This is a genomic window from Nocardia sp. NPDC058497 (genome assembly GCF_042720195.1).
Lineage (GTDB): Bacteria > Actinomycetota > Actinomycetes > Mycobacteriales > Mycobacteriaceae > Nocardia.
In genome coordinates, this window is the sequence record NZ_JBHXMY010000143.1 from 1 (window position 1) to 12,219 (window position 12,219).

General features: G+C 70.9%; 10 protein-coding genes and 1 pseudogene. 5 read left to right on the forward strand and 6 right to left on the reverse strand.

The window, feature by feature from the left end:
• Nucleotides 1-75: 75 nt before the first annotated feature.
• Nucleotides 76-1,185: pseudogene (locus ACFWPJ_RS12600) on the forward strand (acetate--CoA ligase family protein); the annotation flags it as partial.
• Nucleotides 1,186-1,284: 99 nt separating this feature from the next.
• On the opposite strand, the gene ACFWPJ_RS12605 reads toward ACFWPJ_RS12600, so the two are convergent.
• From ACFWPJ_RS12605 to ACFWPJ_RS12615, 3 genes are all read right to left on the reverse strand, one after another.
• On the reverse strand, nucleotides 1,285-2,253 hold the full coding sequence (locus ACFWPJ_RS12605; RefSeq protein WP_378850221.1) for a sigma-70 family RNA polymerase sigma factor: 969 nt from the start codon (nucleotides 2,251-2,253) through the stop codon (nucleotides 1,285-1,287).
• A gap of 170 nt (nucleotides 2,254-2,423) precedes the next feature.
• Nucleotides 2,424-3,944, reverse strand: coding sequence for a methyltransferase (locus ACFWPJ_RS12610; RefSeq protein ID WP_378850224.1), 1,521 nt, complete (start codon nucleotides 3,942-3,944; stop codon nucleotides 2,424-2,426).
• Nucleotides 3,945-4,191: 247 nt separating this feature from the next.
• Entirely contained in the window at nucleotides 4,192-5,022 is an 831-nt protein-coding gene (locus ACFWPJ_RS12615; protein ID WP_378850227.1) for a VOC family protein, read from the reverse strand.
• A 439-nt stretch (nucleotides 5,023-5,461) separates the two neighbouring features.
• On the opposite strand from ACFWPJ_RS12615, the gene ACFWPJ_RS12620 reads away from it, so the two are divergent.
• Nucleotides 5,462-6,727: an MFS transporter gene (locus tag ACFWPJ_RS12620; RefSeq protein ID WP_378850240.1), complete on the forward strand. Its 1,266-nt coding sequence runs from the start codon at nucleotides 5,462-5,464 to the stop codon at nucleotides 6,725-6,727.
• A 4-nt stretch (nucleotides 6,728-6,731) separates the two neighbouring features.
• Here ACFWPJ_RS12620 and ACFWPJ_RS12625 read toward each other — a convergent pair whose 3' ends face one another.
• Nucleotides 6,732-7,145 (reverse strand): DUF3099 domain-containing protein, encoded by a 414-nt coding sequence (locus ACFWPJ_RS12625; RefSeq protein ID WP_378850229.1) that lies wholly within the window; start codon nucleotides 7,143-7,145, stop codon nucleotides 6,732-6,734.
• 83 nt (nucleotides 7,146-7,228) lie between these two features.
• Here ACFWPJ_RS12625 and ACFWPJ_RS12630 point away from each other — a divergent pair, with 83 nt between their 5' ends.
• Nucleotides 7,229-7,468, forward strand: a complete 240-nt coding sequence (locus tag ACFWPJ_RS12630) for a DUF3039 domain-containing protein (RefSeq protein ID WP_189024012.1) — start codon at nucleotides 7,229-7,231, stop codon at nucleotides 7,466-7,468.
• Here ACFWPJ_RS12630 and ACFWPJ_RS12635 read toward each other — a convergent pair.
• Nucleotides 7,438-8,565 (reverse strand): YihY/virulence factor BrkB family protein, encoded by a 1,128-nt coding sequence (locus ACFWPJ_RS12635; protein WP_378850232.1) that lies wholly within the window; start codon nucleotides 8,563-8,565, stop codon nucleotides 7,438-7,440. The genes ACFWPJ_RS12630 and ACFWPJ_RS12635 overlap by 31 nt on opposite strands.
• A gap of 250 nt (nucleotides 8,566-8,815) precedes the next feature.
• Here ACFWPJ_RS12635 and ACFWPJ_RS12640 point away from each other — a divergent pair, with 250 nt between their 5' ends.
• Nucleotides 8,816-10,495, forward strand: a complete 1,680-nt coding sequence (locus ACFWPJ_RS12640; protein ID WP_378850243.1) for a DEAD/DEAH box helicase — start codon at nucleotides 8,816-8,818, stop codon at nucleotides 10,493-10,495.
• Nucleotides 10,496-10,586: 91 nt separating this feature from the next.
• On the opposite strand, the gene ACFWPJ_RS12645 is transcribed toward ACFWPJ_RS12640, so the two are convergent.
• On the reverse strand, nucleotides 10,587-11,189 hold the full coding sequence (locus ACFWPJ_RS12645; RefSeq protein ID WP_378850235.1) for a TetR/AcrR family transcriptional regulator: 603 nt from the start codon (nucleotides 11,187-11,189) through the stop codon (nucleotides 10,587-10,589).
• A 147-nt stretch (nucleotides 11,190-11,336) separates the two neighbouring features.
• On the opposite strand from ACFWPJ_RS12645, the gene ACFWPJ_RS12650 reads away from it, so the two are divergent.
• Nucleotides 11,337-12,074 carry an SDR family NAD(P)-dependent oxidoreductase gene (locus ACFWPJ_RS12650; protein ID WP_378850237.1) on the forward strand — a complete coding sequence of 246 codons (738 nt, stop codon included), beginning with the start codon at nucleotides 11,337-11,339 and terminating at the stop codon, nucleotides 12,072-12,074.
• Nucleotides 12,075-12,219 lie beyond the last annotated feature (145 nt).

Consider the following 12,219-nt stretch of genomic DNA (forward strand, 5'->3'; position numbering starts at 1 on the left):
CGCCCGCCGGGGGGCCCCGCGGGGCGCGGGGGCGCGGCCCCCCGCCCCCCGCCGGGCCCCCGGGCAACCGCGGGGGTCGACGGGCCAGTGGACCTGGGGCCCGAGGCGACTCCCGCCGACTACCGGGAAGCGGTACTGGCCGCGCTGCGCAGCGACCAGGTCGACGCCGTGATCGTCGTCGTCGTCCCGCCGGTACCGACGTCCATGGGCGGCTTCGCCGACGCGCTGCGCGCGGCAGCGGCGGCCGCACCGGACAGGGCCAAGCCGGTGCTGACGACCTTCGTCGCCGAATCGGGTATTCCGCAGCTCCTGGCGGTCCGCACCACCGGTGGCGCGCCCGCACGCGGCTCGATCCCGTCCTACCCCGACCCGGAACGCGCGGCCAGGGCACTGGCCAGGGTCGAGCGGTACGCGCGCTGGCGCGACCGGCCCGTCTCACCGGTGGTCCGGCCGCCCGGCATCGACACCGCGGCCGCGGCGGCGCTGGTGGCGGGCTGGCTCGCCGAATCGGGCGGGCGCTGGCTCACCGACGAGGAAGCGGCGCGGCTGCTCGAGTGCTACGGCATCGATGTGGTCGAGTTCCGGGCCGTGCGTGACGCCGAGCAGGCCGTCGCGGCGGCAGCGGAACTCGGGTACCCGGTCGCGGCGAAGGCGACGGGTGAGCTGTGGCGGCGCAGGCCCGATCTGCTCGGGGTACGCCTTGACCTGTGGGGGCCCGATGCCGTCCGCCAGGCCTACACCGACCTGGTGGCGATCTGCGGCGATCCGCTGCTGCACGTGCAGAAGATGGCGACCAAGGGCGTCGGCTGTGTCCTGCGGGTCACCGACGACCCCTCGTTCGGGTCGGTGATCGAATTCGGCCTCTCGGGCATGATCATCGACCTGCTCGGCGACCGCGCCTACCGGGCCCTCCCGCTGACCGCCGAGGAATCCGCCGCGCTGATCGACGCGCCGCGCGCCGCACCACTGCTGTCCGGCGGCCCGGCGGGTCCCGCGGTCGACAAGGCGGCACTGGCCGAACTGGCGCAACGCATTTCGGCCCTGTTCGACGACATCCCGCAGATGCGTGAGCTGTCATGTGACCCGGTCCTCGCCGCGCCCGCGTCGGCGGAGATCATCTACGCCCGCGCCAGGATCGGCCCGGAACCGAGCCGCTTCGACACCGGTCCGCGCCGCCTGGCCTGAACGAACAACGCCGACCGGCTCGCGGCCACGGAGGGGAGTGGTCGCGGACACCGGTCGGCGTTTCGGCAGACGACCCTGAGGGGGCCGTCGAGTAGGGGATCAGCTGGCGTAGGCGCGCAGCCGGTCGGCGCGCTCACCCTTGCGCAGCTTGGACATGACCTCGCGCTCGATCTGGCGGACCCGCTCGCGGGACAGGCCGAACAGCTTGCCGATCTGGTCGAGGGTGCGCGGCTGGCCGTCGTCGAGGCCGAAGCGCAGGCGGATGACCTGCTGTTCGCGCTCGTCGAGAGTGGAAAGGACGCTGCGCACGTCGTGGTGCAGCAGGCCCGCGATGACCGCGCTCTCGGCGGAGGTGGCCTCGGAGTCCTCGATGAAGTCGCCGAGCGGGGCCTCCTCGTCGTTGCCGACGGGCATGTCCAGGCTTACCGGGTCGCGGCTGTGGTCGAGCAGGTCGGCGATCTTCTCCACCGGGATGCCCGACTCGTTGGCCAGTTCGGCGTCGGTGGCCTCGCGACCGAGCTGCTGGTGCAGTTCACGCTTGATCCTGGCGAGCTTGTTGACCTGTTCGACCAGGTGCACAGGCAGACGGATGGTGCGGCTCTGGTCTGCCATACCGCGGGTGATGGCCTGGCGGATCCACCAGGTGGCGTAGGTGGAGAACTTGAAGCCCTTGGCGTAATCGAACTTCTCCATCGCGCGGATGAGTCCGAGGTTGCCCTCCTGGATCAGGTCGAGCAACGGCATGCCGCGGCCGGTGTAGCGCTTGGCCAGCGAAACGACCAGGCGCAGGTTGGCCTCGAGCAGATGCGAGCGGGCGGACTGCCCCTCACGGACCAGAATCGCCAGATCACGCTTGCGGGTCGCCGATAACCGCTTACCGGTCTCGAGCAGGTGCTGGGCATACAGGCCCGCCTCGATACGCTTGGCCAGTTCGACCTCGTCGGCCGCCGTGAGCAGTGCCGTGCGGCCGATTCCGTTCAGGTACACGCGTACCAGGTCGGCTGCGGGGCTCTGGGCGTCGATATCGGACTCGCTGGGGCGCACACGAGTAGTGGCGGGGCTTGTCATGACTTGCCTCCTGTCGGTGGTGTCTCACTCCGATCAACGGACCCGACTTAGAGAAAGTTCCCGATCCCGTCGGTGATAAACCGCTCTGAGCTGCGGGTTCATACCGTTACGGCTGAGAAGTTCCTGAGAAGAGCTCCGGGTGCGGAACTCGGCCCCCACCGCCGGGCGGCTCAGACAGGCCGCACCAGTCCGTGGCGTACCAAGCCGGCGACTACGCCGAGGGCCTGGGCGGCGAATTCAGGGGTCACCTGTTCGGCGCCGTCGGCCAGAGCGAGCAGTTCGAGCAGTTCGTACAACGGCAGACCATCGGGCCGCATTCCCGCGACCAGGGCGACCGTCGACTCGTCGACCTCGTGCTGCCAGCGGGGACCGTCACCGCGATGCAGCCGGGCCACTTCCTCGGTCCAGCCGTGTTCACCGGGCAGATACACCCGTTCCAGCGCGGTCGCCGGGCTCGGCGCGAAACGGGATGTCCAGGCGAGGTTTTCGTCGGCTGCGACGGCGCGCAGCCACGCCGACCGGGCGAAATAGGCTGCCGCCTCGTTGCCTAGCGGGTCGTCGAAACCGTGCACGAGGTCCTCGGCCATCAGTTCGGTCGGGCCGTCGATGGCGTGCAGGTAGACGAAACCGAAGCCGATGCCCTCGACGTCGGCGGCGTCGAACGCCGCCAGCCACTGCTCGGCGCGGGCCTGCGCGGCCGGGTCGCGGGGGTCCAGGCCCGCATCGCGCAGCCAGGTGCCGACGTAGAGCGCCGGGTCGGCGACATCGCGCTGCACCACCCAGGCGTCGACGCCGTGCGCGGGCAGCCACGACGACACCCGCTGCCGCCAGTCCTGGCCCTCGACGTGCACCCAGGCGGCCAGCATGGCCGCCAGGCCGCCGGGTGCGAGCAGCTCGGGCGCCTGCCCGATGACCAGCTCGCTGGCGCCGTCGAGCGCGAGCCCGGAGTCGCGATAGGTGTGCTCGATGCGCGCCGGGCCGACGACGAACGGGGGATTGGCCACGATCTGATCGAAACGGCGGCCGGCCACCGGCTCGAACCAGGACCCTTCGAGCAATTCGATGTCGAGTTCGTTCAGCGCGGCCGTGGCCTGCGCCAGCCACAGCGCCCGCGCGTTGACGTCGGTGGCGGTGACCCGGCCCGCGTACCCCGCGGCGTGCACGGCCTGCACACCGCAGCCGGTCCCCAGATCCAGCACCGTGCCCACCGGGACGGTCGGCGTCGCCCGCAGCAGCGACAGCGACGCGTGCCCGACCCCGAGCACGTGGTCCTCGGTCAGGGTGCGCCTGCGCATCGAATCGTCGAGGTCGGACAGGATCCAGCGGGTGCCCGCACCGGTGTCGAGCGGACGCAGATCCAGTGCGGCCCTGAGCTCGTCGCCGTCGCGGGTCAGCAGACCCGCCGCGACGGCATCGTCGATCCGCGCCGGCGCCAGCGCCGCGGCCACCTCGCGCTCCGGCAGTGCGTCGCCGAGCAGCAGCAGCCGGATCAGCGTGCCCAGCTCACCGGCCGCCCGCGCCGCCCGGCGCACCGGCACCGGCTCCGATCGGCCCAGTGCCGCATGCACATCGGGGCCAAGCGCCTCGACCAGCGTGTCGGCGTCGTAGCCGACCCGGATCAGCGCCGTGCGCAGGGCGGGGCACAGTGCGGTGAGCAGGGAACCGGAGGTGGCGGCGGGGTTCGTAGGCACCCGATTACTCTGCCAGGGCCGCGCACCGGGCGAACGACCCGTTCGGACCGCGTGTCGCGGCGTGATGTGCGTGCCGTTATGGCGGCCGTGTGGGGAAGGCTGCGCACGGGTGTGAGCGGCGGGACTGCGGCACACGGCGCGAGGTGGTGTGAGCGCCGGTACCGCGGCGCGCGGGGAATGGCGCAGAGGACAGCGGCGCGCGGCAAGGCGGCGGAGGTGATGCGAGCGCCGGGAGGGATGCGGGGCGTCAGCTGGGGAGCAGGCCGGTGTACGGGTCGCGGCCGGTGACGCAGTAGAGCGCGCCGCCGGGATCGCGCAGGACGATCCAGCGCTCGGCCTCGGCGACGCGGTCCGCGCCCAGAGATTCGTGCCAGGCGGCGGTCGCGGCGATGTCGGTGGAGGCCAGATCCGGGTGCGCAGCGGCCGGGCGGGGGTCGTCGAGGCGCTGGAGCAATAGTTGCAGTGGCTCGTCGTCGCCGCGTAACCGGGAGAATTCGGGGCGGCGCGACGGCTGGTGGGTCCAGCCGGTCAGCGATCGCCAGAAGGCGGTATCGGTCGCGATGTCGGCGGGGGCCAGGTCGAGGCAGATCTGGTCGAGTCGGGTCACGGTGCCGTCCGGTGCTGTCGACACGGTGACCGGAGGAGGCGCGTCGTTCTTGACCGGGGTGAAGCAGAACGTCTGTCCGGCAGGGGTTTCGAGCACGGTGTAGTCGGGTGCGACCAGGACGATGTGTGCGCCGAGCCCGGTCGCGGTCGCCACCGCGGCGGGGATGTCGTCGACATCGAGGTCCAGGTGGACGCCACCGCCGTCACCGACCGCCTGCATCTTGACCCAGGCCGGCCCGGTGGCAGGCAGCAGCGTCACGAACTCGTCGTGCGCGCCGCGTGGCGCGGACACCGTCGAGCCGGTGACGGTCGCCCAGAAGCGGACACAGTCGTCGAATCTGTCGGCAGGCCGATCCAGGAACGCCCACATCCAGCGAATCATGTTGTCTCCCTGCCAGTCCGCCACATCGTCACCGATGAAGCCAGGTGTACACGGCTCGTCGGCGAAGACAGCCGGAACGGGAATCGGCACCGGCACCCGAGCCGGGTGCGACGGCGCCGCGCGCTCGGTCGTGACTTCGGTCCCGCGGGCCGGGAGCGGCGTGGTCGTCGATGGCCGAATCCCATAAGGCCCCAGCGCAATCGCTCGGCTACGAGTCGACATCGAGAGAACCACGGTCCGCCCGATACGAACGGTAGGCGCCCTGCCGCGCGCTGTCGACCGGATTCCCCGCGAGACGGCGGCGAACTCGATAGGCCCGGATATTCATTGGCAGGATATCGATGAAAGATGGCATACCGGCCACTCGTTCGTACCGCACAGATCCGGCACCCTGTTTCGGGTGACCGATCTCCGCGCGCCCCTGTCGCCCACCGGCGACGACGACTCGGCCGAACGGGCCATCCCCGCACCGCACTCCGCCACGGACATCAAGGCCCAGCGTCCTGATCGCCCCGCCGTCGACGGCGAGATCGACGCGGCCCCGCGCGGTCGGACAACCCTCCATCCCGCGTGGATCGTGGCAGGCGTCGGCTTCGTCGCCCTGCTCGGCGCCGCCGCGTTCCGCTCGGTGCCCAGCGTCCTGATCGACCCGCTGCACACCGAGTTCGGCTGGTCGCACGCCACCATCTCCACCGCCGTCTCGCTGAATATGCTGCTGTACGGCCTGATCTCGCCGTTCGCTGCCGCGCTGATGGATCGCTTCGGCATCCGCCGGGTGGTGTGCTCGGCGCTGGTGCTGATCGCGGCGGGCAGCGCACTGACCGTGTTCATGACCCAGGCCTGGCAGCTGGTGGCGACGTGGGGGCTGCTGGTCGGGATCGGCGTCGGGTCGATGTCGATGCCGTTCGTCGCCACCATCACCGGGCGCTGGTTCGTGCGCAGCCGCGGGCTGGTCACCGGCGTGCTCACCGCGGCGGGGGCGACCGGTCAGCTCGTGTTCCTGCCGCTGGTCTCGATGCTGGCGCACGAGCACGGCTGGCGGTTGCCGTCGGTGATCGTGGCCGCGGTCGCGCTGGCCGTGGTGCCACTGGTGTGGTTGTTCGTGCGCGATTACCCCAGCGACGCCGGGGTGCGGGCCTACGGCGCACCGCCCGGCTCGGACGCCGGTGCGAGGGTCCCGAACACCGGCGGCGCGGGCCGGGCGCTACAGGTACTGGCCGCGGCCGCGCGCAGGCCCGGATTCTGGCTGCTGGCAGGCGGTTTCGCGGTGTGCGGGGCATCGACCAACGGCCTGGTCGGCACCCATTTCGTCACCGCGGCCCACGATCACGGGATGCCGCCGACCACCGCGGCCGGACTGCTGGCGCTGGTCGGGATCTTCGACGTGGCGGGCACGATCGCCTCGGGCTGGCTCTCGGACCGGGTCGACCCGCGCTATCTGCTGCTGGGCTACTACTCGCTGCGCGGGCTGTCGCTGCTGATCCTGCCCTCGCTGCTGGGCCCACACACCCAGCCGAGCATGTGGGTGTTCATCGTCTTCTACGGTCTGGACTGGATCGCGACCGTCCCGCCGACGGTGCTGCTGTGCCGGGAACTGTTCGGCGCAGACGGCCCGATCGCGTTCGGCTGGGTGTTCGCCGCCCACCAGGTCGGCGCCGCCGTCGCGGCCACCGGCGCGGGGCTCATCCGCGACCTGCAGGGTTCCTACGACCTGGCCTGGTATCTCGCGGGCGCACTGTGCGGGCTCGCGGCGCTCCTGTCGATGCTGGTGCGCCGACCGGCGAAAATCGCGTAGACCGCTATTCGATCGCCTTGCGCGATCGGGATTCCAAGGCGATCTGATTGTTGCGGCCGTCCCAGCGGCTGGGCTCGTTCTTGGTGCGCGGCGGCCGGTCGTTGGCGATCAGCACGGCGATCCACGGCAGCGGCACCGAGGCGACGATGATCAGGATCGACAGCAGCGGGTTCTCGAACGCGCTGTAGGCGATCGCGGCCAGGATCAGGCAGGGGATGCGGAACGCCATGATGATCGTGTAGCGGCGCACCCTGGCGCGATGCTGATCGTCGAGCGACGGTGCGGCCTCGGTAATGAGCACGGGGTGCTTGGCATCGGCGCCGGGGAAATAGCCGCGCGAGCTGGGCGCGGCGGGCCTGGTCACCTCCGGGTCCGGGGTCGGCTCGTCGGCGCCGGAGGGCTCGCCGTAGGACTGCATACCCCGAGTCTCCCACTCGGCTCGTGCGAACGCACACGCGGCTGGTCAGCGGTGCACGGCCGGGATGCGGCATCATGGAAGGCGTGAGTACAGACACTCTGGTACGCCCGGAAACCACGACCGACGAGACGACCGGCGACGACGTCCCCAAGTTCTTCCACTACGTGAAGAAGGACCGGATCGCCGAGAGTGCCGTGATGGGCACGATGGTCGTCGCGCTGTGCGGTGAGGTCTTCCCGGTGACGCGCTCGCCCAAGCCCGGATCGCCCGTGTGCCCGGACTGCAAGAAGGTCTACGACGGTTTGCGCAAGGGTGGCGACTGAGCGGGTTCCGCGGCCGGTATGGCCGGCGCCTCCGGTGAGGCGTCGGCCGATTCGTCGTCGCCGCGCACCTGGTTGGTCAGCCACTCCTTGACCTGCTCCATCCTGGTCGCCCGCGCCGGCCAGAACTCCTGCACCGCGGCGTTGAACTCCGCGCCCAGAATCACCGCGAAGCCGAGAAAATAGGTGAACAGCAGGAACGCGATCGGGGTGGCCAGCGCGCCGTAGCTCACGCCGGTCGCGGTGATCCAGGACAGGTACCGCCGCAGCAGATCGCTGGCACCCATGAAGAACACCCCGGCCACCAGCGCGCCGCCGAAGAGCCGATGCCACGGCAGCGATTTGTGCAGGGCCAGCTTGTAGAGCGTGGTGAGCCCGACGATCAGCAGCAGGCCGACGATCGGGTAGTAGAACGTGTCGATCAACCGCAGCCCGGGCTCACGCCAGGTCTCGGGCAGGACCCGGCCGATCCGGGTGGGGCCCAGCGCGATCACCGGCAGGATCAGCACCGCCGCCACCAGGAACTGCACATACAGCAGCAGCGCGAAGATCCGCTGCCAGACGGGATGGCGGGCGTCCTGCTGACCGTGGGCTTCCACGATCGCGTCGACGAAGGTCGCCATCGCCGAGGACCCCGCCCACAACGACAGCACGAAACCCACCGACACCACCGCGCCGCGCCCGCGGCCGAGCACGTCGTCGACGGTCGGTTCGATCAGGTCCGCGACGACCGAGGGGCTGAAGAACTCCCGGCTGAACGCGATGATCTTGGCTTCCACGATCTGCACCGTGTCGGGCCCGAACAGCCCGCCCACATAGCCGAGGCTGCCGAGCAGCCCGAGCAGCAGCGGCGCGAGCGAGAGCGTCTGCCAGAACGCGGCCGCGGCGGACTTGGCGAAAATGGAGTTGTTCCAGCACTTGAGCGCCACCCGGACCACCAGCTGCCACGTCGCGGCGGGCCAGCGCACCCACCATGGGTGTTCGCGGGGACTTTGCCCGGTGGGCTTGCCGGGCGCCGCGGGCAGCGCGGGGACACCGCTGGGCTGGTGCGCCCGCGGTGGGTGCGCCGCGTCGGCTGCCCGGACCTGGTCGTTGTTCATCTCGCGTCAAGCATCCCGCACGAACCGGGCGCGTGGGGGACGGGCCGGGCATCGTGTCGGTGGGTAACAGGTAAATGGCTGGTGACCTCGGGTGGTGTTGTGATGCCTGTCGCCCACCCCGCGTCGGTTTGGCGACACGCCGCACCGGGCGGCTAGGGTCATCTGCGTGACTGGGTCGGGTGACGCCGCTGCGGCGAGGGATGCGGGTACACCGGGCGATTCGGCTTCCGGGGGTGCGTCGGGTGGTTCCCTGCGCGCGTGGCAGCGGCGCGCGCTCACGAAGTACCTGGCCACCAAGCCGCGCGATTTCCTCGCGGTCGCCACGCCGGGCGCGGGTAAGACCACCTTCGCGCTGCGGGTTGCCGCGGAGTTGCTGGCCGACCGCACGGTGGATCAGATTACCGTCGTCGCGCCCACCGAGCACCTCAAGCACCAGTGGGCCGCCTCGGCCGCCCGCTCGGGCATCCAGCTCGACTCCCGGTTCTCCAACTCCACCGGCGGCACCTCGGGTGACTATCACGGCGTGGTGGTGACCTACGCGCAGATCGCGGCCCATCCCACCCGGCATCGGGTGCGCACGGAGAACCGCCGCACGCTGGTGATCCTCGACGAGATCCACCACGCGGGCGATGCCAAGACCTGGGGCGAGGCCACCGAGGAGGCCTTCGGCGACGCGACCCGGCGCCTCGCGCTGACCGGAACCCCGTTCCGCAGCGACGATTCCAAGATCCCGTTCGTCACCTACGAGCCCGACGAAGCCGGGTTCCCCCGCTCCCGCGCCGACCACTCCTACGGCTACGCCGACGCACTCGCCGACGGCGTCGTGCGCCCGGTCGTGTTCCTGGCCTATTCCGGTGACGCGCACTGGCGCGACAGCGCGGGCGAGGAGCACACCGCCCGCCTCGGCGAACCGCTCAGCGCCGAACAGACCGCGCGCGCCTGGCGCACCGCGCTCGACCCGGCCGGTGACTGGATCTCGGCGGTGCTGCGCGCCGCCGACGTCCGCCTGCGCCAGCTGCGCGCCTCCGGCATCCCCGACGCCGGTGGCCTGGTGATCGCCACCGACCAGGAACGGGCCCGCGACTACGCCGAACTGCTCGAACACATCTCGGGCGAGCGCCCGACCGTGGTGCTCTCCGACGACCCGCAGTCCTCGCAGCGCATCGGCGAGTTCGCCGAGGGCACGCAGCCGTGGATGGTGGCGGTGCGCATGGTGTCCGAAGGCGTCGACGTGCCGCGCCTGGCCGTCGGTGTCTACGCGACGAGTGCGTCGACCCCGCTGTACTTCGCGCAGGCCATCGGCCGTTTCGTGCGTGCCCGCAGGCCGGGGGAGACGGCGAGTGTGTTCCTGCCGTCGGTGCCGGTGCTGCTGGATCTGGCCGCCCAGCTGGAGTTGCAGCGCGATCACGTCATCGGCAAGCCGCATCGTGAGAAGAACGCCCTCGACGACGAACTGCTGATCGACGCGAACAAGACCAAGGACGAGCCCGGCGAGGAGGAGAAGTCCTTCGTCGCGCTGGCCGCCGACGCCGAACTCGACCAGGTGATCTACGACGGCTCCTCCTTCGGCACCGCCACCATCGCCGGCAGCGACGAGGAAGCCGACTACCTGGGCATCCCGGGTCTGCTCGACGCCGACCAGATGCGGGCTCTGCTGCGCGACCGGCAGACCCGTCAGCTCGCCGACCGCAGCGCCGCCCAGGAGTCCGCGCCCGCGCCCGCCGCGGTTGCCGAACGCATCGCCACGTCCGACAAGCTGGGCGAACTGCGCCGCGAACTCAACAGCCTGGTCGCGATGCATCACCACCGCACCGGTAAGCCACACGGCGTGATCCACGGTGAGCTCCGCCGCGAATGTGGTGGTCCCCCCACGGCATTGGCGTCGGTCGACCAGCTGGGGGAGCGGATCGCGGCACTGCGTCGCCGGTAGCGATCAACTGCCGGGTGTACGCGGTGCGCACGTCGGCGGTCATCGAGTGATCCGCCTCGATCGCCGGTAGCAGCGTTCGGTGCTCGTCCACCTACATCGTCGACGCCGCGAGAACCTCGAGCGCGCTGTCGACGGCGGCACTGAGCTCGGCGTGGCCGACACCGTCCCTGGCCTGGATCGACAGGCCGTACAGCACGGTGCTGTAGAGCGCTGCCAAGGCGGCCGTGTCGGTGCCGGGTTTCAGGTCACCGTCGGCGACGCCGCGGTCGAGGCGGTCGTGGATGTCCGCGGTGGTGTGGCGGCGGGCCTCGACGAGAAATTCGCGGACCGAGGCCGTCCTGGTGGTATAGGTGGCGCCGGCGAGGACCACCATGCAGCCGTGCGGGAGACCGGGGTCGGTGTAGGTGGTGATGTTGTCGCGCAGCATGGCCTCGATCGCGGCATAGGCGGTCGGTTGCTCGCGCAGCGCCCGCGCCGTGCGCGACCCTTCGGTGCGGCCGTAGAGCTCGATCGCGGCGCGGAACAGAGCTTCCTTGTCGCCGAACGCGGCATAGAGGCTCGGGGAGTTGATGCCCATCGCCGTGGTGAGATCGGCCATCGAGGCCCCGTCGTAGCCGCGTTCCCAGAACACCTCCATGGCGCGCCGCAGGGCGACGTCGCGGTCGAAGCCGCGCGGGCGGCCGCGTTCTGCCATGGGAAACCTTTCTGTGCCGATCGGTAAATATACCGCGCGGGCAGCGATCCGAGCATTCTGTATCGATTGATAAGAAACTCTTGACGTCATCGCGGGCATGCGCTTGTCTATATGTGTATCAACCACTACAGAATTGGAGCACGCCAGATGACGAGCAGCACCACTGTGGCCCTGGTGACCGGCGGCAGCCGGGGGATCGGTGCAGCCATCGCCCGCAAGCTGGCCGCCGGCGGCGCCGATGTGGCGTTCACGTACCAGCGCGACGAGATCGCGGCGAAGTCGGTCGCCGCGGACATCGAGGCGCTGGGCAGGCGAGCGCTGCCGATTCAGGCCGACAGCGCCGACGCCGCCCAGGTCGTCGCCGCCGTCGACCGGACCGCGCGAGACCTGGGCGGCCTTGATGTCCTGGTGAACAACGCGGGCATCTTCCCGGCCAGGCCGTACGAGGAATTCGGGCTCGACGAGATCGACCGCGCGCTCAACATCCACGCGCGCGCACCGTTCGTCGCGGGCCAGGCCGCGCTGGCTCACCTCGGCGAAGGCGGCCGGATCATCTCCATCGGCTCGAACCTGACCGACCGCGCCCTCTTCGGCGGACTGGCCCTGTACAACCTGAGCAAGTCGGCGCTCAACGGCTACACCAAGGCGCTGGCCCGAGAACTCGGCCCGCGCGGCATCACCGTCAACCTCGTCCAGCCGGGCCCGACCGACACCGACATGAACCCGGCGGGCAGCGACCACGCACCCACGCAGCGGGAATTCAACGCGCTCGGCCGATTCGGCGCCGCCGAGGACGTCGCCGATCTGGTCGCCTTCCTGGCAGGCCCGTCGGCCCGGACGATCACCGGGGAGATCATCACGATCGACGGCGGCACCAACGCCTGAGCACCGCACCCCCGGTGAACTTGCCATCGGCCGCGCCGCGGTCGTCGTCGCGGCCCGCCGCGGCCGGGCGCGGCCGCGACGGCGGGGCCCCCCCCCCCCCCCCAACACGCACGGCGCCCGCGCCGAGAACCCGGGCGGGGCGGGC